The 25,884-nt window shown below is 69.4% G+C and carries 25 protein-coding genes; 4 read left to right on the top strand and 21 right to left on the bottom strand.

Annotated elements, in window-relative coordinates:
* Positions 1–32: 32 nt before the first annotated feature.
* The 6 genes from ACGFN2_RS08870 to ACGFN2_RS08895 all read right to left on the bottom strand — a co-directional run bounded on the left by ACGFN2_RS08870 (position 33) and on the right by ACGFN2_RS08895 (position 5,513).
* Positions 33–818: a 3-oxoacyl-ACP reductase gene (locus ACGFN2_RS08870; protein ID WP_221906379.1), complete on the bottom strand. Its 786-nt coding sequence runs from the start codon at positions 816–818 to the stop codon at positions 33–35.
* A gap of 87 nt (positions 819–905) precedes the next feature.
* Positions 906–1,169, bottom strand: coding sequence for an acyl carrier protein (locus ACGFN2_RS08875; protein ID WP_393358665.1), 264 nt, complete (start codon positions 1,167–1,169; stop codon positions 906–908).
* 33 nt (positions 1,170–1,202) lie between these two features.
* Positions 1,203–2,426, bottom strand: a complete 1,224-nt coding sequence (locus ACGFN2_RS08880; RefSeq protein ID WP_393358667.1) for a ketosynthase chain-length factor — start codon at positions 2,424–2,426, stop codon at positions 1,203–1,205.
* A complete protein-coding gene (locus ACGFN2_RS08885; RefSeq protein ID WP_393358669.1) occupies positions 2,423–3,694 on the bottom strand; it encodes a beta-ketoacyl-[acyl-carrier-protein] synthase family protein in 1,272 nt (423 codons plus the stop codon). Before ACGFN2_RS08885 ends, ACGFN2_RS08880 begins: the two co-directional genes overlap by 4 nt.
* Entirely contained in the window at positions 3,691–4,020 is a 330-nt protein-coding gene (locus tag ACGFN2_RS08890) for a TcmI family type II polyketide cyclase (RefSeq protein ID WP_393358671.1), read from the bottom strand. The genes ACGFN2_RS08885 and ACGFN2_RS08890 overlap by 4 nt, the downstream gene beginning before the upstream one ends.
* A gap of 2 nt (positions 4,021–4,022) precedes the next feature.
* Positions 4,023–5,513 (bottom strand): FAD-dependent monooxygenase, encoded by a 1,491-nt coding sequence (locus ACGFN2_RS08895; RefSeq protein ID WP_393358673.1) that lies wholly within the window; start codon positions 5,511–5,513, stop codon positions 4,023–4,025.
* A gap of 549 nt (positions 5,514–6,062) precedes the next feature.
* Here ACGFN2_RS08895 and ACGFN2_RS08900 point away from each other — a divergent pair.
* Positions 6,063–6,968 carry a hypothetical protein gene (locus ACGFN2_RS08900; RefSeq protein ID WP_393358675.1) on the top strand — a complete coding sequence of 302 codons (906 nt, stop codon included), beginning with the start codon at positions 6,063–6,065 and terminating at the stop codon, positions 6,966–6,968.
* A 137-nt stretch (positions 6,969–7,105) separates the two neighbouring features.
* Here ACGFN2_RS08900 and ACGFN2_RS08905 read toward each other — a convergent pair whose 3' ends face one another.
* The 4 genes from ACGFN2_RS08905 to ACGFN2_RS08920 all read right to left on the bottom strand — a co-directional run bounded on the left by ACGFN2_RS08905 (position 7,106) and on the right by ACGFN2_RS08920 (position 12,227).
* On the bottom strand, positions 7,106–7,792 hold the full coding sequence (locus tag ACGFN2_RS08905) for a response regulator transcription factor (RefSeq protein ID WP_393359022.1): 687 nt from the start codon (positions 7,790–7,792) through the stop codon (positions 7,106–7,108).
* A gap of 602 nt (positions 7,793–8,394) precedes the next feature.
* Positions 8,395–9,123: a TetR family transcriptional regulator gene (locus ACGFN2_RS08910; protein ID WP_393358677.1), complete on the bottom strand. Its 729-nt coding sequence runs from the start codon at positions 9,121–9,123 to the stop codon at positions 8,395–8,397.
* 205 nt (positions 9,124–9,328) lie between these two features.
* Positions 9,329–10,885 carry an MDR family MFS transporter gene (locus ACGFN2_RS08915; RefSeq protein WP_393359024.1) on the bottom strand — a complete coding sequence of 519 codons (1,557 nt, stop codon included), beginning with the start codon at positions 10,883–10,885 and terminating at the stop codon, positions 9,329–9,331.
* Positions 10,886–11,363: 478 nt separating this feature from the next.
* On the bottom strand, positions 11,364–12,227 hold the full coding sequence (locus ACGFN2_RS08920; protein WP_393358679.1) for an SDR family oxidoreductase: 864 nt from the start codon (positions 12,225–12,227) through the stop codon (positions 11,364–11,366).
* 430 nt (positions 12,228–12,657) lie between these two features.
* Between ACGFN2_RS08920 and ACGFN2_RS08925 the strand changes: the two genes are divergently transcribed.
* On the top strand, positions 12,658–13,077 hold the full coding sequence (locus ACGFN2_RS08925; RefSeq protein WP_393358681.1) for an SgcJ/EcaC family oxidoreductase: 420 nt from the start codon (positions 12,658–12,660) through the stop codon (positions 13,075–13,077).
* Positions 13,078–13,091: 14 nt separating this feature from the next.
* Here the strand turns inward: ACGFN2_RS08925 and ACGFN2_RS08930 are convergent, their stop codons facing one another.
* Positions 13,092–14,270, bottom strand: a complete 1,179-nt coding sequence (locus ACGFN2_RS08930; protein WP_393358683.1) for an MFS transporter — start codon at positions 14,268–14,270, stop codon at positions 13,092–13,094.
* A 162-nt stretch (positions 14,271–14,432) separates the two neighbouring features.
* On the opposite strand from ACGFN2_RS08930, the gene ACGFN2_RS08935 reads away from it, so the two are divergent.
* Positions 14,433–15,308 carry a helix-turn-helix domain-containing protein gene (locus tag ACGFN2_RS08935; protein WP_393358685.1) on the top strand — a complete coding sequence of 292 codons (876 nt, stop codon included), beginning with the start codon at positions 14,433–14,435 and terminating at the stop codon, positions 15,306–15,308.
* 65 nt (positions 15,309–15,373) lie between these two features.
* Here ACGFN2_RS08935 and ACGFN2_RS08940 read toward each other — a convergent pair whose 3' ends face one another.
* Genes ACGFN2_RS08940 through ACGFN2_RS08965 form a run of 6 tightly spaced genes read right to left on the bottom strand, consistent with a single transcriptional unit; the run spans position 15,374 to position 21,030 of the window.
* Positions 15,374–15,919, bottom strand: coding sequence for a flavin reductase family protein (locus tag ACGFN2_RS08940; protein ID WP_393358687.1), 546 nt, complete (start codon positions 15,917–15,919; stop codon positions 15,374–15,376).
* Between the two features lie 5 nt (positions 15,920–15,924).
* Positions 15,925–17,109, bottom strand: coding sequence for an acyl-CoA dehydrogenase family protein (locus tag ACGFN2_RS08945; RefSeq protein ID WP_393358689.1), 1,185 nt, complete (start codon positions 17,107–17,109; stop codon positions 15,925–15,927).
* 15 nt (positions 17,110–17,124) lie between these two features.
* The gene (locus ACGFN2_RS08950; RefSeq protein WP_393358691.1) at positions 17,125–18,285 is read right to left on the bottom strand and encodes an acyl-CoA dehydrogenase family protein; all 1,161 of its coding nucleotides are present in this window, start codon (positions 18,283–18,285) and stop codon (positions 17,125–17,127) included.
* Complete coding sequence (locus tag ACGFN2_RS08955; protein WP_393358693.1) at positions 18,282–18,545, bottom strand: acyl carrier protein; 264 nt, start codon at positions 18,543–18,545, stop codon at positions 18,282–18,284. Before ACGFN2_RS08955 ends, ACGFN2_RS08950 begins: the two co-directional genes overlap by 4 nt.
* Entirely contained in the window at positions 18,542–20,245 is a 1,704-nt protein-coding gene (locus ACGFN2_RS08960; protein WP_393358695.1) for an amino acid adenylation domain-containing protein, read from the bottom strand. The genes ACGFN2_RS08955 and ACGFN2_RS08960 overlap by 4 nt, the downstream gene beginning before the upstream one ends.
* Positions 20,242–21,030: an alpha/beta fold hydrolase gene (locus ACGFN2_RS08965; protein ID WP_393358697.1), complete on the bottom strand. Its 789-nt coding sequence runs from the start codon at positions 21,028–21,030 to the stop codon at positions 20,242–20,244. Before ACGFN2_RS08965 ends, ACGFN2_RS08960 begins: the two co-directional genes overlap by 4 nt.
* A 360-nt stretch (positions 21,031–21,390) precedes the next feature.
* On the opposite strand from ACGFN2_RS08965, the gene ACGFN2_RS08970 reads away from it, so the two are divergent.
* Positions 21,391–22,263 carry a LysR family transcriptional regulator gene (locus tag ACGFN2_RS08970; RefSeq protein ID WP_393358699.1) on the top strand — a complete coding sequence of 291 codons (873 nt, stop codon included), beginning with the start codon at positions 21,391–21,393 and terminating at the stop codon, positions 22,261–22,263.
* Positions 22,264–22,760: 497 nt separating this feature from the next.
* On the opposite strand, the gene ACGFN2_RS08975 is transcribed toward ACGFN2_RS08970, so the two are convergent.
* The 4 genes from ACGFN2_RS08975 to ACGFN2_RS08990 all read right to left on the bottom strand — a co-directional run bounded on the left by ACGFN2_RS08975 (position 22,761) and on the right by ACGFN2_RS08990 (position 25,747).
* Entirely contained in the window at positions 22,761–23,027 is a 267-nt protein-coding gene (locus tag ACGFN2_RS08975; RefSeq protein WP_393358701.1) for a hypothetical protein, read from the bottom strand.
* Between the two features lie 20 nt (positions 23,028–23,047).
* On the bottom strand, positions 23,048–24,217 hold the full coding sequence (locus ACGFN2_RS08980) for a hypothetical protein (RefSeq protein WP_393358703.1): 1,170 nt from the start codon (positions 24,215–24,217) through the stop codon (positions 23,048–23,050).
* 87 nt (positions 24,218–24,304) lie between these two features.
* On the bottom strand, positions 24,305–24,709 hold the full coding sequence (locus tag ACGFN2_RS08985) for a hypothetical protein (protein ID WP_393358705.1): 405 nt from the start codon (positions 24,707–24,709) through the stop codon (positions 24,305–24,307).
* An 879-nt stretch (positions 24,710–25,588) separates the two neighbouring features.
* Positions 25,589–25,747 carry a DUF255 domain-containing protein gene (locus ACGFN2_RS08990; RefSeq protein WP_393358707.1) on the bottom strand — a complete coding sequence of 53 codons (159 nt, stop codon included), beginning with the start codon at positions 25,745–25,747 and terminating at the stop codon, positions 25,589–25,591.
* Between the last annotated feature and the right edge of the window lie 137 nt (positions 25,748–25,884).

Here is a 25,884-nt window from a genome sequence, read left to right on the forward strand (position 1 = left end):
TTCCGGGGGCCGGGGCGGTGGGCCCGGCGAGGTCAGAAGTTGCCGAGGCCGCCGCAGACGTTGAGGGCCTGGGCGGTGATCGAGGCGGCCGTGTCGGTGACCAGGTAGCCCACGAGGCCGGCGACCTCTTCGGGGGTGGAGTAACGGCCGAGCGGGATCTTGGCCTGGAACTTCTGGAGGATCTGCGCCTCGTCGGTGTCGTAGGCGGCGGCGTAGCCCTGTCGCACGCGCTGCGCCATCGGCGTCTCGACGTAGCCCGGGCAGACCGCGTTGACGGTGATGCCGGTGGGCGCCAGCTCGTTTCCCAGCGCCTTGGTGAAGCCGACCACCCCGTGCTTGGACGCGGAGTAGGGGGCGCCGAGGACAACCCCCTGCTTGCCCGCGGTGGAGGCGATGTTGATGATCCGCCCGCTGCTCTTGTCGCGCATACCGCCGCTGGTCAGCACCTCGCGGGTCATCCGGAAGACGCTGTGGAGGTTGGTGTCGATGACGTCGAGCCACAGCTCGTCCGTGATGTCCGCCGTGGGGCCTCCGCCGCTGCGGCCCGCGTTGTTGACCAGGATGTCGACGGTGCCGTAGCGGTCCACGGCGGCCTGTACGAACCGCCGCACGTCGTCGGGGGAACGGACGTCGCAGTCGGTGCCGTCCACCTCCAGGCCCTCGGCGCGCAGCTCCTTGACGGTGGCGGCCACGTTCTCGGCGCTGCGGGCGCAGAAGTAGACGCGGTGGTGCTGGGCGGCCAGCAGCCGGATGACGGCCAGGCCGATGCCGCTGGTGCCGCCCGTGACGAGGGCGACCCGGCGCTCGTGGTTCGACATGTCTCTCCTATCCAGGTGTACGAGGGGGCGGCGCCGTGCGGGGGCCGAAGGCGCGCGTCGGCCCCGCGTCGGCACGGCGCCGGCGGATCAGGCGGCGGACGCCCACAGGCGGGCGTTGACGGCCTCCAGCAGGTCCCGCGGGGTCCTGGCGTCGGCCAGGGCGCTGTCGTCGAGCGCGATGTCGTATTCGCGCTCGATGCGGCTGGCGGTCTCCAGCAGGGCCAGGGAGTCGTACCCCAGCTCCTCGAAGCCGGCGTCGAGGATGTCGCCGTCGAGGTCGGCCCCCTCGGCGGTGCCCGCTCCCTCGCGCAAGATCCGGCGCAGGTCGTCCAGGGTGAAGTTCTCGTTCACGGTGTCGCTCCTGTCAGGGTTCGGTCAGCTGTGTCAGACGCCGCACGCCTGGGGCGCGCGCACGATCAGGGCGGAGTTGAACCCGCCGTGGCCACGTGCCACCACCAGGGCGGCCCGCACGCTCGCGGGCCGCGCCCGGGTCACCAGGTCGATCTGGTAAGCGGGATCGGGTGTGACGTTGGGCGTCGGGGGGATCAGGCCGTCGCGGATGGCCAGCAGGGCCGCGGCCAGGTCGAGCGGGGCCCCGCCGGAGTACAGCCGGCCCGTCATCGTCTTGGGTGCGGTGACCGGTACACCCCGGCGGCCGAAGACGCCCGAGACCGCCTGGGCTTCGATGCGGTCCAGCTCCGGTACGGCGGCGGCGTCCGCGAAGACCACGTCCACCTCGCCGGGCGCCATCCCGGCGTCGTCCAGGGCGAGTTGGATGGCCCTGCGCAGGCCGGGCGGGCGCCCGCTGCCGGGGCCGGGGTCGAAGGTGGAGCCGTAGCCCGCTATCTCGCCGTAGATCCGCGCCCCGCGCTCCCGTGCGGACTCGCCGTCCTCCAGGATGTGCAGGGCACCGCCCTCACCGGGCACATGGCCGCGCGCCTCGCGGTCGAAGGGAAGATAGGCACGGTCGGGGTCCTCGCTGGTGCTGATCCGTTCGCTGGTCAGCTGGGCGATCCAGCCCCAGGAGCAGATCGAGGCGTCCACACCGCCCGAGACGATCAGGCGGGTTCCCCGGCGAATCTGCCGGCGTGCCTGGGCGATGGCGTCCAGGCCGCCCGCCTGGTCGCTGACCAGCACGCCGCTGGGGCCCTTCATCCCGTTACGGATCGAGATCTGCCCGGAGTTGACGGCGTAGAACCAGGCGAAGGACTGGTAGGCGCTCACGTACTGCCCGCCCTTGCTCCACAGGGCCCGCAGTTCGTTCTGCCCGAACTCGAAGCCGCCGGACGCGCTGGCGGTGACCACTCCCATGTCGAACTCGGGCAGTTCGGCGGGCTTGATGCCGGCGTCGGCCAGCGCCCAGTCCGCGGCCACGAGCGCCAGGCGCGTCATGCGGTCGGTCTGCGGCAGCAGCCGGTTCGGCAGGTGCTCCTCGGCGTTGAACCCCGGAACCTCGCCGGCGAGCCGGGACGGGTAGGGGCTCGGGTCGAACCGGCTGATGCGGCCGATGCCGCTGCGGCCGATCCGGGTGGCCTCCCAGTACGGGCCTGTGCCCAGTCCGTTGGGTGCCGTAACGCCGATGCCGGTCACCACGACGGGCGCCGTCATGCCGTCCTCCTCTCGGGCCCGGTGAGCACCATGGCGCTCTGGAATCCCCCGAATCCGCTGCCCACGGTGAGCACCGTGTCGGTCTGCCAGTCGCGGGCGACCAGCGGTACGTAGTCCAGGTCGCACTGCGGATCGGGGGTGTGCAGGTTGGCTGTGGGCGGTACGACGTCGTGCTTCATCGCCAGCACGGAGGCGGCGATCTCGATCGAGCCGATGGCCCCCAGGGAGTGGCCGATCATCGACTTGATGGAGCTGACCGGGGTCCGGTACGCGTGCTCGCCCAGGCTCCGCTTGACGGCGGCGGTCTCGTGCAGGTCGTTCTGCTTGGTGCCCGACCCGTGCGCGTTGACGTAGTCGATGTCCTCGGCGGTCATCCGCGCCTCGTCGAGCGCGACCCGGATCGCCTCGGCCATCTCCGCGCCGTCCGACCGCAGTCCGGTCATGTGGAAGGCGTTGCAGCGGGTGCCGTAGCCGGCGATCTCGGCGTGGATCTCGGCCCCGCGCTTCTGCGCGCTCTCCAGTTCCTCCAGGACGAACACCGCCGCCCCCTCGCCCAGGACGAAGCCGTTGCGCGTGGCGTCGAACGGGCGGGAGGCCTGGGCGGCCTCGTCGTTGCGCGGGGTGGTGGCCTTGATCGCGTCGAAGCAGGCCACCGTGATCGGCGAGATCGGGGCTTCCGTCGCACCGGCGATCATGACGTCAGCCGCTCCCTCCCGGATCAGCTCGCAGGCGTACCCGACGGAATCCAGGCCGGAGGTGCAGCCGGTCGACACCACCGAGGCCGGCCCCTCGGCGCCGACCGCCCAGGCCACCTCGGCGGCGAACGAACTGGGCACGAAGGCGCCGTACAGGTGCCGGGGCGCGTAGGTGTGGTCCACCAGCTCGAGCCGTCCGCTGTCGCTGGCGACGCGGTACTCCTCGTCCAGGCTCATCGTCGCGCCGACGGCGCTGCCGATGGTCACTCCCGTGCGGTAGGGGTCCAGCGCCCCGTCGTGCAGTCCGCTGTCCTTCAGGGCCTCGCGGGCCGCGACCACGGCGAACTGGGCGGCGCGGTCCATGCGCCGGACGTCCTGGGGGCCGAGCCCATGCGCGGCGGGATCGAAGTCGATCTCGGCTGCGAGGCGCGAGCGGAAGGGGGCCGGGTCGAAGAGCGTGATGCCCCGGGTGGCGGTGCGGCCCTCGCTCAGCAGGCTCCAGAAGTTCTTGACACCGAGGGCCCCTGGGGCCAGCACTCCGATGCCGGTGACGGCGACCCGTCGCCCGGTCACTGGCCCGCCTGCCAGTGGTAGAAGCGGGTCGCCATCGCGTCGGCCGGTGAGCGCCAGGTAGCCGGGTCGTACGCCTCGATGAACGGCTTGAGTTCCTCGCTGATCCGGACGAACCGCGGGTCGCTCTTCGCCTCCTCGATGCGCTCGCCCCCGTTGTCGGACTCGAAGTCCTGGAGGTGGAAGTACAGGCCGCGGTACGAGAACAGCTGCCGGCGGCGGGTCCCCATCAGGTGCGGCATCTCGGTGCCGTCGAAGGACGCGAAGAGACCGCTGACGTCCTGGCTCGCACCAGGCTCCATCCGCGCCACGATCAGCGTGCTGTGCATGATTAGCCTTTCTGCTTCGGGAGTTCACGCGCGGGACCGAACCAGCGCTCCAGGGAGGCGGTGAGCGAGTCCGTGCTCCCCGGCGCCAGCCAGGCGACGTATCCGTCGGGCCGGACGAGCACCGCCGTGGCGCCCGCCAACCGGCCCTGGCCGGGGGCCTCGTGCGTGGTGGCCGCCACGATGCTCAGCCGGTCCGCCCAGCCCTCGGCGCTCGCGCGCAGCGCGGCGTCACCGGCCAGGTCCAGCAGCACGCCGCGGGCGGGGTGCAGCAGTTCGGTGCTGCTCGTCCTGGTGTCGTCGACGACCAGTTCCAGGTGCGGCATGCGCATACCGAGGAGCGGGTGGTCGCCCTCGCCCACGTCGTAGCGGATCTCCAGCCCCGAGACCATCCCGGCCAGGTGACGGCCGACGACGTCGTAGCGGATCAGCTCGGCGAGCACGTCCCGCACCGGCTGCATCTCGTCGCCGCTCAGGAAGAGCTTGCCCTGCGCACTGGTGTTCATGAGGAGCCTGCGGCCGACCGGGTGCCGCTCGGAGTGGTAGGTGTCGAGCAGGCTCGACGGGGCCCGCCCTGCGACCACGGCCGCGAGCTTCCACCCCAGGTTCACCGAGTCCTGAATGCTGGCGTTCATGCCCTGGCCGCCGGCCGGGAGGTGCACGTGCGCCGAGTCGCCGGCCAGCAGCACCCGGCCCCGGCGGTACTCGGTGACCTGACGGGCCGGGTCGCCGAACGCGCTGACCCACACCGGCTCACCGTGCGAGATGTCCTGCCCGGTCAGCCGTTGCCAGGCCGCCGCCACCTCTTCGTAGGCGGGCGGTTCGGTGCGCCGGCGCGGCGGGGCCCCCTGCTCGCACACGATGATGCGGTCCACCCCGTCGCCGAGCGGCGCGGACATCACCATGCCGCGTGCCACCGTCTCCCCGATCGGCCGGGGCACGATCTCGCAACCGCGCACGTCCGCCAGGAACATCTCGCGGGTCGCCGAGGTACCCGGGAAGTCGAAACCGCCGGACTTGCGGATGGTGCTGCGCCCGCCGTCGCAGCCGACCAGGAACCGGGTCCGCAGGGTGTACGTGCCCTCCGGGCCGGCCACCTCGACGTCCACACCCTCACCGTCTTCGGTGAACGACACGACCTCGTGACCTCGTCGGAGGTCCGTGCCGAGCCCGGCCGCCCACTCCTCCAGGATCGCCTCGGTCCGCGACTGCGGCACGGCCTTCACGCCGTTGTGCGCGCCGTCGAGAATCGAGAAGTCCACGGGCTGGCCGCCGAAGTGGCCCTGGGCACTGGTCTCGATCTCGCCGAACCTGGGCAGCAGACCACGCTGGTCGAAGACCTCCATCGTGCGGGCGGTGAATCCCAGTCCCCGCGATTCACCGGTGGGCGCGGGCAGCCGCTCCAGGACGATGACGTCGGTACCCGCGAGACGGAGTTCCCCGGCGAGCATCAGCCCGGCCGGACCAGCGCCCACGACAATGACAGATGCATCCATATATCTCTCCCTGAACGTGTCCGAACTGATTCCACCGAGAACGCGGTTCACCTGACAGACTCAGCCACGCACGCCAAGGAAAGAAGGCGTTGGGAAGTGCCGCGCAAGAAGGTGGCGTCGCCCTCTCGGGAAACGCACTCAGATGGAGTCCGACGTGCATGTGACGGCAGCGCGAAGGCAAAGGAAATCGCTGCGGAAACCGGACCAGGCCGGCGGAGACAGTGCATCGGAAGTTAGTGAATAGCTTCTTCGCTACCACCTACAGAGATCAACACCAGTCCTTCAAAAGACGCACAACAAGTAGCCAGGAGACCTGCAGGATCGACAGTGGAGCGCCAGCGAAACGTCAACTGACTGACAACTTGTGATGGGGGCCACAGCCTGGCGTGAAGGCGCGGACGGGACTTCACACACCACAGGACGTCAGCTTGCAGAAACTTGGAATGCGCGAGGAGATCGCAGGGTGACCGCAAAGATTCCACGGACTTCTTGCCTTCGGCTCCGGGGCTCGCATTAGCTGAAGGAGTAGTCGACGAGGGGAATCGGTGGATGACCACGGAAACATCCTGTGCGGCCGCGACGACCACCGTGTGCGTGGGAACCGCGTGCAGGGAGACGCACACCGCCGAACGTGCCGTGTGCCGGGTGGCGAGCGGATACCTGCTGTGCCCGGGCTGTCAGGCCGGGCTGCGCTCCGCCCTGCGGAACCTCCCGGCGCTGTACGAAGAGTGCGGCCTTCTGCTGACCGGTTCCCGCGCTCCGCAGGAGAAGACCTCCGGCGGCGGCCCGCTCCCCGGAATGCGGCTCAACGGCCGCGCGGTCGAGGCGCGGTCCGCGGTACTGAGGGGGCTGGCGAGCTGGGCGGGCCTGGTCGCCGGGGAGCGGACGCTGACCGCCCCGCGGCGGACCGTGCCGGCGCTGGCGATGTTCCTGGAGCAGCACCTGGACTGGCTCTGCCGCCACCCGGCCGCCGCCGACTTCTCGTACGAGCTCGGCCGTCTGGAGCGGGCCGCGCGCCGGATCGCCTCCCCCGCCCAGCCGCGCCGGGTGCCGGTCGGCAGATGCGTCGAGCCGGGCTGTCCCGGCACGCTCAGCACGACGGTGGACACCGGCCGCTCCGAGGGGCACGGTATCCGCTGCGACGCGGTCCCCGAACACCGCTGGGAGGAGCACCAGTGGCTCCACCTGCGCGAACGCATGAGGCAGCCCGGACACCCCGGGCACCCCGGGCACCCCGGGCACCCCGGGCAGTCGGCGCACGGGGGGAATCACCCACCGCGCTGGCTCAGCCCGCAGGCCGTCTCGCGGCTCTGGGGCATTCCGTCGGGCAGCGTCTACCGACTGGCCAGTCAGCACAAGTGGGAACGCCACCGGAAGGACGGCCGGACGTACTACGCCGAGGCGGATGTCCGGCGCACTCTGAGCCACCGGAAGGACTCCCGCACGGAACGCTGAGCGACGGCCGCCAGGGCGAGCCGTCACCAATGAGGGAAACGGAAGCGGCGCCGACAAGGGAAAGGGCAGCGGTGAACGTTGCGTCACCGCTGCCCCAGCCCGGTCGGCGCGGTATCGTCGTCAACTCCGTATGCCCGTCAACTCTGTTGTACGCCGCCGAACCGGAATCCGACTCCGCGCACGGTGATGATCCATTCACTTGAACCGAGCTTGTTGCGCAGGGTTCCGACGTGCGTGTCGATGGTGCGGGCGATATTGGAACCCAGGGCTCCGCCGGGGAGTGACGCTCCCCAGACCTCGGTCATCAACTGCTCCCGTGAGAACACGGTCGTCGGCCGCGAGGCCAGGAACTGAAGAAGGTCGAACTCCTTGCGCGTCACCTTGACGTGGGTGTCGTGCAGATAGACCTCGCGACGGTCCCGGTCGATGTGCAGGGGACCGTGGGAGAGGCGCCGGCTGCGCATGGCTCTCGGCCGGATACGGCGCATGATCGCCTCGATCCGGGCGACGAGTTCGCGGAATCCGAACGGCTTGACGAGGCAGTCGTCGCAGCCCGCCTGAAGGCACAGCACCCGGTCGAGTTCGGTGCTGTGGGAGGTGAAGGCGATAATGGGCATGTCGCTCGTGGTGCGTATGCTGCGGCAGACCTCCAGGCCATCGACATCGGGAAGCTCAAGATCAAGAATCAGGAGATCGTATTCCTGATAGGAACCCAGGGCGCCGGCACCCGTATCGGCTATCTCCGTCTCATATCCGTGGCGTCGCATGTGCTGACGGAGTGAGCTCGCGGATTCACAATCAGGTTCCGCTACTAATACCCGCATCTGGCCCCCGGTTTCTTGGTGCTCTGTTCGCGCGTCAACAGTAAGAAGAGCGTTGGAGCGCACGGAGATAGCGGATAGGACCCCGCGAGAGAGCAGCAGGGAAGACGGACCGACACAATTCCGACATTGATTCCGCCCCCGTTCACCCCAGATCCCCGTGTGCCGCATTCACCTGCGCAGCCATCAGGCCGCGCGACCCGCGCCCCATGAGCTCGCGTATCCCTCAACCCGCTGATCAACATAACAAGCAGGCTTGTCTATTTGTCAAGGAAGATTCCGGATACACGGAGGTGACGAGCCGGAGTTTCTGATGCCCCGTTAGCGGAGTGCGCGCACAAAGTGGCTTGATGGCATCTCACTGGCACGATCACGTCAAATTTATGACGCACGACGTTGGGATTCGTCTCATGTGGCGAGTCCGGTGTCGCTCGCGACAGGCCGGGGCGGCCGCGAGTTCATCGCTCCCTCAGGACCGCGCCGAGCGGCCGACGGAGCCGTCGGTCGACAAGCGACTCGGCATGTCTCTACCGCGGGTAACACGCGACAGGTGGCGAGAGGCGCGACAGATAGCGATACGCCGAATTCAGGCCACTGATGTTTCGTCAGCCCATGAGCGTCGCGGGCCGCGCCCAACCGGGGCGGGCTTCCTGCGGATCGTCGGCCGGCGGGTCGGTGGCCTCTTCGCCCCGCCCCCCGGCGGGCATCCCCGCGAGCCGTTCCCGCAGCCGGCGTTCGGCCTGGTTCAGGACGAGCTGCAGGGACATCAGCAGCCCGGGAACCGCCACGGCGGGCAGCAGGTACCTCCAGAGCGTGGCCACGCGACGGGTCAGCCCGGGCTCCTGGCCCACCCGGAACAGGCTCACGGAAGCGGACGACCCCACCAGCACATCCGCGATCTCACCGGGGTCGGCGCTGGGCACGATCTCGCCGGCCTTCTCCGCCTCGCGCAGCAGCCCCAGGATCACCTCACGCACATCGCCCCCCTCGGGCAGCGCCGCGCCCTGGTACTCGAGCTCCGTTCGCAGGCGTACGGAGGCGCGCGTCACCACGTCCGTCTGCAGCCGGTACGCGTACTCCAGGCTGAAGTCGATCAGGCTCTGCAGCACCGGCCGGCGCCGCAACGGCAGCAGGACATCGCTCCCCTCCGTGAGCACCGCGAGGGCGAGGTCCTGCTTCGAGGCGAAGTGGAAGTACAACGCACCCCTGGTCACATGACACCGGGACAGGATTTCGGTGGTGCTCGTCCCTTCGTACCCCCGCTCGCAGAAGACCTGCGCCGCCGTCTCGACGATCAGGCGACTGGTCTTCAGCCCTCTGACTTGTTGTGCCATACAACCCTCACTTTCCGGTGCTCAACGACCCACCCCAGACGGCGCCCGCGCACCGGCGGGGCACACGACCCGTGGGGGACGGAGCCACCGCCGGTGCGCGGGGCGATTCCCGGCACAGAGCGACGTCGCCCATTTCGCACGGTCGACACCACCGATGTAAACGGGCCACCGCCGGTCACAGCCGGCAACAGGCATACGCGATCGATCAGTCGAGAGCGGACGCGTCCGTCCGCGTCCCGCGCCGGTCCGGCCGCGGGGAGCCCTCCGCGCCGCGGCGTTCCACGGCCCCACTGTCGGCCAGGTCGCTCGAAGTGGCGTCCGGCCCCACGGTGCCCGGGCTGTCGGCGGGTTCGGACTGCGGACCGTTCGACGCGCGCAGCGGGACCTCGCGCACCAGAAGCGCGGCCACCACCGCGACGAGGGAGAGCACGCCGGCGAGGAGGAACACCCGCCCCGTCCCGTCGACGACCCCGTGTTCATACGCCGTACGGGCCGCGTGCGGAAGCTTCTGCAGAACAGCCGGGTCCGGCCGAGCGGCCGAGTCGCCGCCGGGCACTCGCGCCACACCGCTCGCGAACATCGTGCCGCTGACGGCGACGCCGACGGAACTGCCGAGGGTTCGGGCGAGGGTTGCCGTGGAAGAGGCCACACCGATGTTGCGGGCGTCGGCGCTCTGCAGCGAGACGAGGATCGTCGTCTGCATCAACAGGCCGATGCCCGCGCCTAGTACGGCCATGAAGACCGCGGAGAGCGCGGGGGCGGTCCCGATGGTCATGCGGCTGAGCAGCAGGGTGGAAACGGCGAGCAACACGCCGCCCGAGACGATGAAGGCCTTGTACCTGCCCGTGTTGGTGATCACCCGTCCCATGAACGCGCTCACGATCATCATGGAGCCGAACATGGGCAACAGCAACAGCCCGGAGTTGGTGGCCGAGGCACCCTGGACGACCTGCTGGAAGATCGGCAGGAACGTGACGCCGCTGGTCATCACGCACCCCAGGAGGAAACCGATCACGGTGACCAGGGAGAAGTTCCGGCTGGCGAACAACCCCAGTGGAAGTATCGGTTCGGCCACCTTCCGCTCCACGCACAGGAGGGCCGCCACGGCGAGTACCGCCACGCCGATCAGCGTGAGCACCATGGGCGAGCCCCAGCTGTAGTCCTGTCCGCCCCACGTGGTCACCAGCACAGCGGCCATGATCGCGACGGTCAGCAGCAGCACCCCGCCGTAGTCGATCCGGGCACGGGAGCGCTGCCGGGGCAGGCGCAGGACCGACATCATCAGTATCCCGGCGACGCCCAGCGGGACGTTCACGTAGAAGCACCAGCGCCAGCCGAGGTGGTCGGTGATGATGCCGCCGAAGAGCGGTCCACTGATCATGGCCAGGCCCATCACAGCGGAGATCACGCCCTGGTACCGGCCCTGCTGACGCAGTGGGATGACGGTTCCGATGACCGCCATGGCGCCGACCATCAGGCCGCCGCCGCCCAGCCCCTGCAGCACCCGGAAGGCGACCAGCTCCATCACGCTCTGGGAAAGTCCGCACAGTATCGAACCAAGCAGGAAAATAACGACAGAGGCCATGAAAGCGCCCTTGCGCCCCCACATGTCGCTGACCTTTCCCCAGACCGGGGTCGAGATGGCGATGGCGAGCATGTAGGCCGTGACCACCCACGAAAGGCGGTCGGCGTCGCCCAGTTCGCCGACGATCCTGGGCATCGCCGTACCGAGGATCGTGCCGTCCAGGGAGCCCAGCAGCATGGCGATCACGGCCGCGCTCAGGACCAGGTATAACCGGGCGCCCCGCAGTTGCGGAGGCGACTCCTCCGACGGAAGTCCTTCCTCTGACCGCACTTGGTCCACAGCCTTCGCCTCCTTGCCGCAGGACGAGAGCACCCACCGGGCTTACTTGCCAACAGGTAGGTTTGATCGTTTGAACGATAGAACCCCACTCATGGGGCGTCAAGAACAAACTTGCCAACAGGTAAGTTGGCGCCGCGGTCATTCCGGTGTGCAGGCGCGGTTCTTCCCGCCGGGCCAGTGGCCCCGTTACACAGCCGAGGCAGGAGTGACGGCCCGTTGCGGCAAAGACCGCACAAACAGGGCTCGTCGCGGCGAGTGCGTCGGCTCCCCTCCTGCAGAACCACCTCTGACTTTGCAGGAGTTGACATGCCTGCCCGTGCCGGAAGCCGCGTGGAGCCGGCCCCGGCACGGGCGCTCCGCCGCCGTCACCGTGCGCTCAGCGGAAGTCGGCGACGTGGTCACGAGCCCACTGGGCGAAGGTCCGCGGCGCGGCGCCGGTGGCTTCCCGCACGGTGGGCTGCGGGTCCGGCGCGGGGGTGTCGAACACGGCCGTCGCGTGCGGGTCAGCGGGGTTTCCCGCGGGATCCACGAAACCGAGCAGGAAGTCCGCGGCCGCCGCGGCGAACCCTCCCTGGCGCACATACCGCTCCCGGGCCTCCTCCGGAGTGACCCGCTCGCAGCGGATCTCCTCCCCGATGGCCTCGGCGATGGCCCGCACCTGGTCGCGCAGGCTGACCGGCGGTCCGTTGACCGTGTAGGCCGCGCCGTGGTGGCCGTCCCCGAGCAGCGCGAGGAGGGCCACATCGGCGATGTCCCGCTCGTGCACGGGGAACCAGACCACGTCGAGGTTCGGGTGGCGCACCACCCGTTCCTCGCGGATGGACGGCCCCCAGAGAGCCACCTTGTTCGTCGCGAACTCGCCCGGGCGCACATGGGTCCACTCCATGCCGGACGCCTCGACGGCCTGTTCCACCGGCAGGTGGTGGATGGTGTCGAACCCGAGGGTCACGGCGCCCGAGGACAGTGTGACGACACGCTGCACCCCGGCCCGTTCGGCGGCGCCGACCACCTCGCGGGCGGTCTGGGGGACGGGAAACAGATACATCCGTTCAACGCCGTCCAACGCCTTCCGGAGCGTGCCGGGTTCGGAGAGGTCGCCGGAGACGGCCTCCGCCCCGGCGGGCAGGCCGGCCGTGGCCGGATTCCGGGTCAGGGCCCGGACGTCCGCACCCGCGTCGAGGAGTCCTTCGGTCACGAGACGGCCGACGTTACCCGTCGCACCGGTCACCAGAATCTTCACTGACGTTCCTTCGTTCCTTGTTCACCAGGTTCCCCGGACCGGGAACCGTCCAACAGTCGTAGGCCGTAAGGAATCTCCTCACGGTACGACTCTGACATCGCGGCCCGCCTGAGCGGATGATCCGGCGCAGTGTGACGGTGCGCATTGCACAGTTCTCGCCATCAACGCCGGCGTCCGACGGCGGACGTTACGGGCGAAACCCGTGATCTTCCTGGCGGGGCCGGGCGGCGGAGCGCTGTCCCGAGCGTGCCGGCGGCGGGCGTTGGACCCGTTCCGCACATGGTCCGGCGCCCGTGCGCGCCCGCGCAACCATCGGCAACACGCCGGTCGTGGCCGACAGTTGACGTTCACCCTCGAAGAGCCACGTGCACGTGCACACACCTGTCGTCTTTGCGTGATAGGCAGGAGATCCCCATCGAAGGAGAGCAACATGACCGTCCAGCCAGGCACTTCGGTCCTCCAGTCCGACGACGCAGGCCGCATCACGGCGCTCTTCCAGGAACTGGAGTCGGCCTTCACCGAGCAGAACGCCGTGCGGTTCGACGGGTGCTTCACCGAGGACGTCGTGTTCACGGCGGTGGACGGCACACGGTTCGTGGGCTGGGAGGCGCTGCACGCGTATCACCGGGAGCGCTTCGGCGGGCACGCGGACGGCATCGAGACCTGGTACGAGATCGAGTCCCTCACCTTTCCCAGCCCCGACGTCGCGGTGGTCTTCTTCCGGCAGCCCATCGTCATGGGGCAGCACCGGCGGGAGAACGTGGGCACCTGGGTGCTGGTCAGAAGGGACGGGCAGTGGTACGTGTCGGCGGCCCAGAACACGGGTGTCGTCGGCACCTCCGCCGCCTGAGGCCGATGCCGCGCTCAGCGGTAGCGGGCGCGGCCCACGACGGCCGCGAGGGTCAGTGGAACGGTCAGCAGCGCGGCGATCAGGAAGAGCCGGCCGTACTGGTGGCCGGCGGCCGCGGCGGCCGTCATGCCGCTGGCGAGCGCGCTGCCGCCGTAGAGGCTGACGCCGAACATCGCGACGCTGGTGGCCCTGGCCGCCGGGACGAGCACGGTCGCCCACGACTGCAGCGTGGTGTGCATGAACGACCAACTGGCGCCCAGCAGCAGCGCGGTGACCGCCAGCGCCGGCAGGGACCGGCTCGCCGCAGCGACGGCGTAGGCAGCAGCCGCCTGCGCCCCGCCCACCAGGATCAGCACGGCCGGACTCCACCGCCCCACGAGCCTCTTGACCACCTGCGCGAACCCCATGGCCCCGGCACCGTACAGTGCGGAGGTAGCCCCGGCCAGGGCGGTCGGCACGCCCCGGGCCTCCAGTGCGGGGGCCAGGTACGTCAGGAAGCCCAGCAGTACAGCTCCTTCGACCACGGCGACGGCCATGAGGTACCACATCCAGCGTGAGCCCAGCACGACGCGGAAGGGTGCCAGGAGGGAACCGGCGGGCTCCCGTTCCGGCTCGGCCAGGCGCCGCAGCGCCCAGGCGAGGTAGGCGGCGATCAGGCCCGGCAGCAGGAACACCGTGCGCCAGCCGGCGTAGTTCGCCAGCACCCCGGCCACCACGGTGCCCAGCGCCGTCCCCAGGGAGATGGCGGTCATCAGGTCGCTGAGCGGGCGTTGGCGGACCTCGGCGGGCACCACGTCACCGACATAGCTCAGCGACGCCGGTACGCAGGCGGCGTAGCAGGCCCCGGCGAGGGCGCGGGCCGCGATCAGGGCCGTGATGCCGGGGGCGAGGGTGGACAGCAGCGAGGCGAGCGCACCCGCCATGAGCGAGAGCCGCATCACTCGCACCCGGCCCAACCGGTCGCTGGCCAGCCCCCACAGCGGCTGCGTCAGGCCGTAGCACAGGAAGTAGACGCTGGCCGTGAGCACTGCCGTGGCCATGCTGACGCCGAGCCGGACGGCGATGAGCACCAGCATGGGCGTGATGCAGAAGCGGTCGAAGTTGCTGACGAACCCGGCTGAGCGCAGCAGCCAGAGGGAACGGCCGGACAGGGCGCTGGTGTCGGGGGGTGCGGCGGTCGGGACGGTGGACACGGGCGGGGTCTCCTTTCCGGGCCCGGGCCGTCCCCGGGCTCCGTCAAGATCACCACCTCGGCTGTCCGGAGGGTCACCTCAGGCGATTACGATCGCTCACACTCTGCGGTGCGCGGTCGGGCGGACACCACGGCGCTACGAGGACGGGGAAGGGAAAGCGGAATGACCGGGGTGGAGCGGCTGTCCGGTGAGGGAAGCCAGGCACAGGCGCTGCGCAGGGAGCTCGGCGCGTTCCTGCGCTCGCGCCGGGAACGCCTCACCCCCGCCGAACTGGACCTGCCGGTGGCGCCGCGACGACGCACCCCGGGGCTGCGCCGCGGCGAGGTGGCCGAACTGGCCGGAATCAGCGCCTCCTGGTACGCCTGGCTGGAACAGGGGCGGGTGCGCACCTCCGCGCAGGTGCTGCGGTCGGTGGCGCGGGCCCTGCGGCTCAACGAGGCCGACAGCGCGCACGTCCTGTCGTTCGTCGACGATCCGGCACCGGGCGGGGGGTCGCCGGGGTGGGTCTCGCGCAACCTGCTGTCGCTGGTCGAGTCGGTCTCGCCGAACCCGGCCACGGTCATCGACCCGCACTGGGACCTGCTCGCCTGGAACGCCGGTTACGCGGCCCTGTTGACCGACCCCGCGCGGCTGCCTCCCAAACAGCGCAACCTTCCGTGGCTGGTGTTCCGTTGGGCGCCGGCCCGTGCCCTGATCGCCAACTGGGAGTCCGAGGCCCGCTCCCTGCTGGGACAGTTCCACGCGCACGCGGCCCACCACCCCGAGGACCGGCGGTACGCCGAGATCGTCGCCGAGGTCACCAAGGACCCGGACGCGGCCAACTGGTACGGCCGGCGCGAGACGGCGGCCTACCAGCCCGCGGTACGCCACTTCAGGCACCCCGAGGTGGGGGAACTGCGGCTGCGCTACGTGAAGTTGGCCGCCTTGGACGAGCCCGGTCATCACTTCCTGTGCTATCTGCCCGACGACCGGGACGCCGAGGCGGCCGTGCGCAGGCTCACCGAGGGCGTGGACTCCCCACGCCCGCCGGCTCCCTGACCATGTACGGCCCGCGCACCGCGGGGTTCCGACGCCAGGAGACGGACCGGCCGGGCTCCGTCCGCTCAGTCGGGCCAGGCCACGTAGCGGCGCCTGCCGTACAGCAGCGGCCCCGGGCCGGGCTCCTCGGAGGCGTCGGTCCACACCACCTCGCCGATGACGATGGTGTGGTCCCCGGCCGGGTGCAACCTGTCCACGCGGCAGCGGGCCAGTGTGTGGGAGTCCTCCCGCAGCAGGGGCACCCCGCTGTCGGGGGCCGCCTCCCACGGCACCGACGAGAAGCGTTCCGCCGTGCGGCCGGCGAACGCCTCGGCGGCCCGGCGGCCCTGGCCGTGCAGGAGGTTGACCACGAATTCGCCGCGCTCGACCAGCACCGGCAGCGTGCGGCCCGTGTTCGAGACGCAGACCAGCAGCAGTGGCGGGTCCAGGGAGAGCGAGCACAGAGCGGTGCAGGTGAAGCCGTAGGGGTTCCCCCGTTCGTCGGCAGTGGTGATCACGGCCACGGCACCGGCGTGCGATCCCATCAGCGCGCGGAACGCCTCGGGGCCGATCCTCTCTTCCTCGCGCGCGGGCGACCGGGCCGGTCGCATCGTGGACGGGGTCGAGGTCACCGGCGTCACCAGGAGAAGGTGCGCGCGTCGCGCAGGTTGACCCCGACCGCGGCCTTGCCGAGGTATTCCAGACAGTCGTGCGGCTTGGCGGGCATCACCGACGAGAACGACGCCTCACGGATCAGCCGCTCCAGCGGGGCCCTGCCGCTGACCGCCGCCGAGCCGCACACCCGCACCGCGTCCCGTCCCAGCTCGGGTCCCACCTCGCTGACGACGTACTTCGCGGCGTGCACCATGGCGTTGGCCTCCACACTGCCGCGCTCGCTGTCGATGAGGTCGCCGGCCTCGTGCACCAGCGCGCGGGCCGCCCGCAGCCGGGCCGACATCCGCCCCAGATCGTGCTGGATGACGGGGTCCTCGGCGCGCCGCGGCGAGGAGGTGACGTGGTCCACGGTGAAGCGGTAGATGGCCTCGGCGATGCCCAGGTAGGCGCCGGTGTACCCGGCGGTCATCCAGTGTGGTTCGCGGACGAGCTTGAACAGCGACATGCCCTCGACGCTGAGGTAGAGGCGGGAGCGGGGGACGGTCACCGCGTCCAGCGTCATCCCGGCGGTGCTGGTGCCGTTCATCGCGGCCATGCGGTGGACCTGGCCGAAGCTGACGCCCGGGTCGTCGGCGGCGACGACGAAGTGCGAGACCTCGCTGCTCTCACCGCCCTCGGCGCGGGCCGCCACGACGTAGTAGTCGGCGGCCCCGGCGAGCGAGACGAAGGACTTCTCGCCGTTCAGGACGTAGTGCTCGCGGTCCTCGCTGAGCCGGTAGGTGGTGCGCATGCCGCGCAGCTTGGCGCCGTTGCCGGCCTCCGAGACGGCGGAGGCGAACATCCTGTGGTGGCTGACGACCTCTTCGAAGACCCAGGAGCGGAAGGCCTCCGCGGCCGGGGGCAGCGGCGTCCCCGCGGTTTCGGCGAGGGCGCCGATGACCACGTTGTGCATGTTGAAGCCCAGGGCCGCGGCACCGTTGCGGATGCCCAGCTGCTCCAGGACGCGTGTGTAGGTGCCGAAGCCGAGGCCGGCGCCGCCGGCCTCGCGGGGGATGAGCAGGCCGAGCAGGCCGGCCTCGCGCACGATGCGGTACGCCTCGTGGCCGTTCGAGCGGCCGGCGTCGACCTCTGCGGCCAGCGGCGCGAGGGTCTCGCCGGTCTCCATGGCGAGTTTGAGGAGATCGTCCACGTGTGTTGTCAGCGTCATCGGTGTCCTTCGGGGTCAGTTCTCGACCGGGAGGCCGAACTGGCGGGCCACGCCCACGCGCAGCAGGTCGTTGGTGCCCGCGTAGGTCAGCGCGGCCATCGGGCTGTGCAGGTCGGCCGGGAGGCCGGAGTCGGCGATGAAGGCCCTCACTCCGGAGAGCGCGGTGGCGTGCTCGGTGAACCGGACGTAGTCCTCGGATACCGAGATCTTGGTGAGGGCCGCCTCGGCCGCCAGCTGCCGGGCGGGTGTGCCGGCGTCCAGGCGGGCGGCCAGCGCGTACACCTGCACCCGGGAGCGGTGCAGCGCGAGCGCCATCTCGCTGACGCGGGAGGCGACCTGGTGACTGGCTCCCATACGGCGGCCAAAGTGCTCGCGCTCGCCGGCCCACGCCACGATGCGGCGCAGGGTGCGGCGCATCGGGCCGAGGGCGTAGCCGAGCAGCACGGCGCGCTCCCAGGCGGTGGTGGAGGCCATCAGGGCCAGCCCCGAGCCCTCCTCGCCGATCAGCGAGCCGGCCGGCAGCCGTGCGGCCTTGAAGACCAACTCCCCCATGGGAACTTGGGGCAGGGCGGTCTTGGCGAACGGCTCACTGCGGGTGACTCCCGGCAGGTCGAGCGGGAACAGGAAGGCGGAGAGGGCGAAGGGGTGGCGGCCCTCGGCGGTGCGGGCGAAGACGATCGCGTGGTCGGCGACCGGCGCGGCGGTGATGAATGTCTTGGCGCCGTCCAGCACATGGCCGTCGCCCTCCCGCCGGGCGCGGGTCTCCATCGACAGTGGGTCGCTTCCGCCGCCGCGCTCGGTCAGGGCGTGGCACAGCAGCGCCCGCCCGTCCTGAATGTGCGCGATCGCCTCCCAGTCGGGCTCGGGCAGTGCGCCACGGAGCGGGAACTCCATGCCGAACACCTGGGACGCCAGGGCGTAGCACACGCCCGGGTCGATGCCGGCCAGCCCGATGCCCTCGATCATGGCCAGGGAGCGGGTCACCGGTCCGGGGCGCGCACCGCCGTCCTCGGCCAGCCGCAGCACGCCGAGGTCGGCCATCGCCTCCCACTGCGTGCGGAAGTCCTTCTCCCGTAGCTGTTCGACGAGCGGCTCGGCCTGCTCCCGACAGGCGTCGACGAGCGCCTCGGTCTCCTGGTCGCCGCTGCGCAGCAGGCGGTCGACGGGCGAGGTCACTTCGCGGCTCCGGTGGGGAGGCTCTCGATGAGCGTCCACAGTGCCTTGGGGGTGCGGAAGTTGGCGGCCACGACCTCGCCGTCGGGCAGGGCGAGGCCGTGTTCCTTGTCCAGCGCGCTGACGATCTCCATGATCGCCAGCGAGTCGAGCAGGCCCATCTCCAGCAGTGGGGTGTCGGCGGTCAGCTGCTGCGGGTCCTCACCGCGCCCCCAGGTGATCTTGCTGCTGATCAGGGTGCAGAGGTCTTCGACGCTGTTCACGCGGATATCTCCTCGGTGTCAGTGGTCCGGTCGGTGGTCCGACCGGCGCGCTGGTCGATGGTCTGGTCGGTGTGCGGCAGGTCCGGCGCCTGGGTGCTCAGCGCGAGACGGTCAACCTTGCCGCGGGCGGTGAGCGGCAGCGCGGCCACGGGGATCACCCGGTCCGGGAGCATCCGCTGGGGCAGCGCCGCGCGCAGCTCGGTCAGCAGTGTCCTGGCCGTGAGGGCCGCTCCTCTGCTCTGGACGTACGCCCAGATCTCGCCGCGGTGGGCGCCCTCCTTGGCAACGACCGCGGCGGTCGCGACCTGGGGCAGGTCCAGGACGGCGCTTTCCACGTCGAGCAGGTCGATGCGGTGACCACGCCGCTTGACCTGGGAGTCCCGCCGCCCCCGCAGCAGCACGCGGCCCTGGTCGTCGATGCGGCCCAGATCCCCGGTGGCGTAGGCACGGCGCACCGTGCCGTCGCGGAAGGGAACGGTGCGGGTGGGGTCACGCAGTTCGCCCTGCTGCAGATAGCCCTGGAAGACGGTGGGCCCGGCGACGTGGATCTCGCCCTCGCCGTCGGTCGGCCGGCCGTCCTCGTCCAGCACCTCGACCACGTCGCCCGCGATGGCGCGGCCGACGCTCAGCTCCTGGCCGGCCCGCCAGTCGGGGGGCACCCGCAGATACGTGCACACATTGGTCTCAGTGGGCCCGTAGAGGTTGTAGAAGGGTATCCGCTCCCCCATCAAACCCAGGTACTTCTCCAGGAGTTGGGGGACGAACGGCTCGCCGGCGAAGGCGGCCACGCGCAGGGAGGGCGGCAGGCCCTCCTCGGCTGTTCCGCCCCGCTGGAGCATCCCGTGATAGAGGGAGGGCACGGCGTAGAAGGCGGTGATCCGGTGCTCCCGCAGCCAGCCGGCCACATCGCGCGGGAAGGCGCGCAGTAGGTCCGGCATCAGGACCGCACAGGCACCGGCCGAGGCGGTGCTGAACAGGTCGAAGGTGGTGAGGTCGAAGGTGAGGGACGCCTGCGAGCCCACCCGGTCGGTCTCACGGAGCCCCAGCTCCGCCGCTGCCCACAACGCGAAGTGGGCGACGTTGGCGTGCGAGAGCAGGACTCCCTTGGGCCAGCCGGTGCTGCCGGAGGTGAACAGGATGTAGCCGCCCCGGTCCGCCGGCGCGGGCAGCGGAGCCGGGCGGTCCGCCCCGCCCCTCGGGCGGAGCCAGTTGAGCCCGTGGTCGAGGGTGCCCTCCGTGGTCTCGGCCCCTTCGGCAGCCTCGGCGGCGGCGCTTCGGGCGGCGGGCAGGCTGCGGTCCGGGGTCAGGAGCACCGAGAGCCCGGCGGCGCGGACCATCCGTGCCGTGCGGGCCGGGGGGTCCGCGGGATCGAGGGGGGCCACCACCGCCCCGGCCCGCAGCGCGGCGTAGATGGCCAGTACGGCAGCGGCTGACTTGGGGGCGTACACGCCGACCCGATCGCCCGGGACCACCCCCGCCGCGGTGAGCTGCCCGGCCAGCGTCTCGACGCCGCGCTCGACTGCGGCGTAGGTCCAGCTCTCGCCCGCGGCGGCCAGGGCCGGCCGTTCGGGGTGCAGCGCGGCGGCCCGGGCCAGGAGGCCGTCCAGCCTGACGTCGTCCGCGGAGCCCGGGAACCGTCCGCCCTCCGGGGCGGTGAGGGGGCCTGGGGGGTGCGGGCGCAGGGGTTCCACCGGGCTCATACGTGTGCCTCCGGGGCGCGGTGGCCGGGCACGAACGCGGTGAGGAAGGAACTGATGGCCGCCACGACGCGCTCCGGGTCGTCAGCCATGTGCTGGTAGTGGCCGCCGCCTTCGATCACCTCGCGCCGGACCGGTCCGGACAGCGCCCGCTCGGCGGCATCGAGCTGCCCGAGCGTGCCGTACTCGTCCCGGCTGCCCTGGATCAGCAGAACGGGCGCGGTGACGTCGAGGTCGCCCTCGATAGTCCAGGTACGGAACGCGGGTGACAGCCAGACATCGCTCCACCCGTCCACGACCGTCCTCGGGTCGGCGTGCATCATCGCCACCCGCTTGGCGAACGACCCGCCGGCGTCGAAGGATTCGCGGGCTGCCCGGACGCCCCGCAGGGTGGACTCCTCGCAGTACAGGTGCGGGCCGAGCGCGACCACCGCCTCGACCGGCCGGACGGAGGCGTACAGCAGGGACATCGAGCCGCCGTCACTGTGCCCGACGAGCACGGGCCGTTCCACTCCGAGCAGGTCCAGGAGCTCGGGCAGCTTCTCCTGCCCCTCCTCGTGCATGTAGCGGGGGGTGCGGGGCAGCTTCGCCGGCCCGGAGAAACCGTTGCCGTGGCGGGAGAAGAGCAGCGCGCGACGCCCGGTCCGCGCGGCGAGGAGGCGGGGAAACCGGTTCCAGGTGGCGATGGCACCGGTGCCGCCGTGCACAAAGACCAGCGGAGCCGCCTCCGGATCACCGTCGAGGAAGGTGTACTCGATGGGGCCGTTCCGCGTCTCGACTTCGGGCACGTCAATACCTCTCATAAACTCAATGACCAGTAAAAAAATTGGTATTTCACGCCAGGCCACAACACCCAGGGCCAGGCCGGAATTCCGGCGGCGAATACGGTGAGAACGAAGCCCGGCTCCTGCCGATCAGCCCCGGGCGGGCAGACGGGCCGCCCTGTGCGGAATCAGCCCATCAAGAACATGTGAAGCGAGCATGGCGAGCTCGGCACTTTCAACCCCCGTTGTGGGCAAGCGAGTTACGACGTCCTCCCGCCGGCACTGCGAGCCGCGGGCACACCCGGCGGGCGGCACTCCTCGAGCCTATGCAGGGTGATCTGGATCAGGGAAATAGCTTTCCCGTCTCGCCTATGCTCTGGCCGTATGAATGTCGATCTTCGTCATCTCCGCAACTTCCTTGCCGTGGCGGAGGCACGCAGTTTCACCGCCGCCAGCAAACGGCTTCACCTCGCTCAGCCGACACTCACCCGCAGCATCCGCGCCTTGGAGGAGTCCCTCGGCGTGCGCCTCTTCGACCGCACCACCCGCCGTATCGCACTCACCCCCAAGGGCAGCCGCCTGCGCGAGTCGCTCATGCCGATCATTCGGCAACTCGACTCGACCCTCGCCGACATCCGTGGGGGCCAGGCCCTGCGCATCGGATTCGCCTGGGGGCTGCCCGAGCTCCTCTCGACGCTCGCCGTCCGCTTCGGCAAGGAGAACGCCTCGGAGGTGGAGCTGGTGCGCCGGGACACCGCGATGGCCGGGCTGGACACCGGAGACGTCGATGTCGCGCTTCTGCGCGGCGAGATACAGGCCAGGGGCGTGCGCTGCGTACAGCTGTATGAGGAGGAACGCATCGCCGCGGTGCCCACGGCCTCGCCGCTGGCCCGGCGGCCGGAGGTGCGGTGGGCGGAGTTAGCGCGGTGGCCGCTGGTGGTGAACGTCGTGAGCGGCACGACCTTCCCCTGGATGTGGCCCGACGGCACCCGTCCGGAAGTCGGCGCCGAGTGCCGGAACTTCGACGAGTGGCTGGAGAAGGTCGCGGCCGGGACCGGGTTCGGAACCGCCCCCGCCTCGGCCGCGCGTCGCTACACCCACCCGGGTGTCCGCCTCGTCCCGCTGCGGGATGCCCCACTGGTCCGCACCCACCTGGCCTTCCCCGTGCACGGCACCCACCCACTGGCCTCCCACCTCGCGGACGCGGCCTGGCACGCCTTCCGCGAGGTGAACACCCCGGCGGGGAAGCCCGGGTGACCAGAGGGTGACCAACTCCCTGACGCGGCCCTGGCGCCCGGGTCAGGAGGCGACGGGCACGGCCTGTGGTGCCCCCTCCCCCGCCACTGCGGCGCACAGGGCGATGTCACCCCTGTCCGTTACGGTCGAGGTATCGCGCCGCAGGTCGCGGATGCCGCACGCACGGGCCTCTCCGTCCTTGCGTGCGGCATCACTCCTGAGTGGGGCCGGCGGGCTGAAGCGGAATCGTCGCACGATCCGGACCACCCAGCCCAGCCCGCCAGGCCGGACACAGATACAAAACATTCGCATCCAGCACCCGGCCAATGCACTGAGAAATCAGCTCCGGCACATACGACGGGCGCGAGTGATCTTGACATGCGGGGCAAGTCACCGGCCTCGCAGCCTCGGGGGAGCTTGCCCTGCCTTGACTGTTCACGGCTCGGGGCCGGTGACGCGCCGACAAGGCACGCCACCGGTTGCGTTCAGGGATCAGTAAGCGAACAAGAAGGGGGCCATCACGGCCCCAAGACCTTGGCGACCACCGCAGCGGCGACAATCATCGCCATCGCCAGGATGGCCAGCCGCAAGCGCTCCTTACGCCATGCCAAGATCGACACGGCCGCAGAAAGAGTGAAGGTGAGGGTGAGCGCGGAGAGTCCTGGATTTCGCCATCCTCCTTCCCACACGAAAGCAACGATGAAGAATACCGCCACCGCAGAAAGGGCGACAGCCAGGCGACTGAGTTTCGACCGCTTTCCCACATTTGATCGCTCAACGCTCACCGACGTCCTCCCTTTCCGGATCACACCACAGCATTATCATAGCTCTTCCCGGGAACGGGAAACTTCTTGACCTTTGCCTCCATGCCGGCCGATTCTCGACCACACTCCGCATAGCCCGCCTTGGAGACCATCATGGCAACATCAATCGCCTTGACGATTTTCTCATACTTCTCGACGGCCTGGAGAGCGTTTTTCGCCACCAGAGCCCATGCCGCCGCAGTTCCGATCAATCCGACTCCAGTCTCTGCGGCAGCCAGCCCCGCCATGAATTCAATGAATGACTCGATCGCCAAATCGGAGATAAACATCAGACCGGCCTTCACCGACTCCGCCATCCCGTAGGCAAGATTCGCGACCGCAGCATAGTTCGCCTTCAGAGAATCAAATGAATCCGCGGCCGAGTCCAGAAGGTTGGCAATCTCTTCAAAATAGACGCACGCCGCGTCTGCCGCATTACCCGTCCAGGTGATCGATATCGAACCGGTTCCGTGGCTGATGTTCGCGGCCACCAAACGACAGAACTCGCCTAAGTTTCCCCACAGTCCGGCACATTTCAAATACCCCTCCCAATCTCCGCCAACGAGGCTGGCGAGTTCACCGAAGGGGTCGAAATCGAAGAACAGCTTGCACCCTTCGGTGACAATAGCCGTCGGACTGAGCATGTCGAGCGCCGTGCCGAAGGTCTTGAAAGCTGCATTGAACTGAAATTCTTCCGCGTGCCCCTCTGCCCAATTCTGAGCCTTCCCGATGGCATCGAAAAAACTGGGATCCGCCTCAAGTGGCTTCAGCTTGCCCCGCGCATCATTGGCATCCCGAAAATCCCCGGCACTCGCGGGAGCGTGATCACCATCCGGATTCCCGCGCTTTGATGCGGGATAAGTAGAATCCATTTTGACAGCTTGCTCATGATCCGTGGCCTGATAGTACTTGGCTGACTTCTTGAGTTCCTCGGCCGAAGCCTCCAAGAGCCCCCCGACCTTGCGCAGAAACCCTTTGACCTCGCGAACGCGTTCCGTATGATTCCCGTAGGCATCCTCCCACCATTGACCGATCAGGCCTTCCTCTACATCGAAGCCATCCTCGTTCGCCTTGTTGTCGATATACCCGACACCTTCCTGCATGTCTTCCGCTGCTCGGCCGATCAGCTTGGCGAATCCCGCGATGTCCGCAGGGTGTACGCTGAAACTCACGTCTTCCCTTCCCCCGATTCTTCTCGCGGTGATGCCGCGATGTGTGGGCGTGCATGGAAATGCGTCACCAAGACGCATCCCTCATTGTTAATACAGTGACCAAGTACTTCCGTCGTGACGCCCCTTGGCGCCGCGTCCGGCGGCATCACGCTTTTCCCGCTCAGATTCTTCGATCTCGCGACGCTCTCCTTCCAGGAATCGCTCACCATCGGCCGCGAGCCGCTCCCGATCCATTTCGGAGAGCGAATCCCATTCCTGCTTGGAAGCCTGAAGTTTGTCGATCATGTGATTCGCATAGACGGGAATACTGACCGCGTCGCGCACACCGACCCGGCCGGAGAGAATCTCGTCCGCCATTTCTTTCAGAACGTCTCCCGCTCCCCCCTTGGCAAGCTGTTCCAGGCTCTTGCGCATGATGCTTGCTGCGGCTGGGTCTCTGGTTATCTCCAGAAACTCTGAATCATCCACTCGCCTTGCTTGATCGTCAGCCATGGAACCTCCCGTAAAGATTTGAATGATGCAGAGAATCCCGTGGGCACAACCTAGACAGCGACTCTTCAGGAAATTCTCGAGTCTGCAGGCCAGGCAAACACTCCGACTCGGAACTGCTTTCATGCCTCACCGGCACGAAATTCCCCATCATCCCCCGATAACGTATCGATACATCACCCGAGCCGTGGAGTGCGATCGAGTGAAATTCCCCGCACTCTAGCGCACATCACCGGCTACGCCCCGTTCTGTCGCGCGCTCAAGGGCACAATCGCGCCAAACTTTGACCGGCGCCGATATCTCAGCCATATTTCTGGAATCGATAATGGCGGCGAGATCGTGATAGTGACGATTTGCCGTCATCCGAGCCAAGCCACGCAGGGACTCGACATGAGCCGCCTGGCGTGGGGCCCCTCAGCCCTGCGCCTGTCGGCCACTGCAGCAGCAGCCGCGCCTCGCCCGAAATCGCGTGATGCGGGCTGTGCGGCCGTTCCAGGTCGTACGGGAGGCAGGTAAGGCGTTCCAGGGCGGCGCCGCGTTTGCCCTGGGCAAGGGGAGTTGGCCCATGGTGCGGCGGATTTCCAGGGGGGGGTGGGAAGGATCGTTGGAATGGCGCCCGATGTAGAGGAGGCGGGTGCGGAATTCCTTGAGGGCCTAGGTGACCTCGTCGAGTTGTTCCAGGCACCGGGCGGCCTCGGAGTGGAACCGGAGGGCCTGGCGGGTGGCCGGTGGGGCGGCTTCCTTGGCGAAATCCTCAGCCGGCAGGTGGAGTTCGGGGGGCGCGGCGGTACTGGCGGTCGTCCATGAGGATGGTGGCGTACTGCTTGCGGAGAGTGCGGCCCCCCCGGGGAGTTCCGGCCAGGCCTGAGTTGCCTGGTTGCTTCAGCTACTGCTGCCAGTGGCAGTAGCTGAAGCCGACGCTGAGACCCCGCGTCGTCGGGCCTCCTCGAAGGCGGTGGTGGACCAGGGCCACCAGTCGACGGGGTTGTCGGCGTGCTGGAGCAGATATGGGGAAGTCTCATGAGCCAGGCGGTTCGGCATGGGGCCATCCTCTCCCAAGGGGGGCCGGTGAGCCGGGAGCGGAGGGAGTTGTCCACAGCCCTGCCGGAATCCGTGCGGACGCGGAACACTGTGCGTGCGGGGGCGATCACCGCTGGAGACTGCTGGAACTGCTGGAG

This window comes from Streptomyces sp. NPDC048612 (assembly GCF_043199295.1).
GTDB lineage: Bacteria > Actinomycetota > Actinomycetes > Streptomycetales > Streptomycetaceae > Streptomyces.

Excerpts from the sequence above, each read along its gene's own strand:
- ACGFN2_RS08870 (WP_221906379.1), bottom strand. The coding sequence starts at position 818 with ATGTCGAACCACGAGCGCCGGGTCGCCCTCGTCACGGGCGGCACCAGC.
- ACGFN2_RS08880 (WP_393358667.1), bottom strand. The coding sequence starts at position 2,426 with ATGACGGCGCCCGTCGTGGTGACCGGCATCGGCGTTACGGCACCCAAC.
- ACGFN2_RS08890 (WP_393358671.1), bottom strand. The coding sequence starts at position 4,020 with ATGCACAGCACGCTGATCGTGGCGCGGATGGAGCCTGGTGCGAGCCAG.
- ACGFN2_RS08895 (WP_393358673.1), bottom strand. The coding sequence starts at position 5,513 with ATGGATGCATCTGTCATTGTCGTGGGCGCTGGTCCGGCCGGGCTGATG.
- ACGFN2_RS08900 (WP_393358675.1), top strand. The coding sequence starts at position 6,063 with ATGACCACGGAAACATCCTGTGCGGCCGCGACGACCACCGTGTGCGTG.
- ACGFN2_RS08905 (WP_393359022.1), bottom strand. The coding sequence starts at position 7,792 with ATGCGGGTATTAGTAGCGGAACCTGATTGTGAATCCGCGAGCTCACTC.
- ACGFN2_RS08910 (WP_393358677.1), bottom strand. The coding sequence starts at position 9,123 with ATGGCACAACAAGTCAGAGGGCTGAAGACCAGTCGCCTGATCGTCGAG.
- ACGFN2_RS08915 (WP_393359024.1), bottom strand. The coding sequence starts at position 10,885 with ATGCTGCTGGGCTCCCTGGACGGCACGATCCTCGGTACGGCGATGCCC.
- ACGFN2_RS08925 (WP_393358681.1), top strand. The coding sequence starts at position 12,658 with ATGACCGTCCAGCCAGGCACTTCGGTCCTCCAGTCCGACGACGCAGGC.
- ACGFN2_RS08935 (WP_393358685.1), top strand. The coding sequence starts at position 14,433 with ATGACCGGGGTGGAGCGGCTGTCCGGTGAGGGAAGCCAGGCACAGGCG.
- ACGFN2_RS08945 (WP_393358689.1), bottom strand. The coding sequence starts at position 17,109 with ATGACGCTGACAACACACGTGGACGATCTCCTCAAACTCGCCATGGAG.
- ACGFN2_RS08960 (WP_393358695.1), bottom strand. The coding sequence starts at position 20,245 with ATGAGCCCGGTGGAACCCCTGCGCCCGCACCCCCCAGGCCCCCTCACC.
- ACGFN2_RS08970 (WP_393358699.1), top strand. The coding sequence starts at position 21,391 with ATGAATGTCGATCTTCGTCATCTCCGCAACTTCCTTGCCGTGGCGGAG.
- ACGFN2_RS08985 (WP_393358705.1), bottom strand. The coding sequence starts at position 24,709 with ATGGCTGACGATCAAGCAAGGCGAGTGGATGATTCAGAGTTTCTGGAG.
- ACGFN2_RS08990 (WP_393358707.1), bottom strand. The coding sequence starts at position 25,747 with ATGCCGAACCGCCTGGCTCATGAGACTTCCCCATATCTGCTCCAGCAC.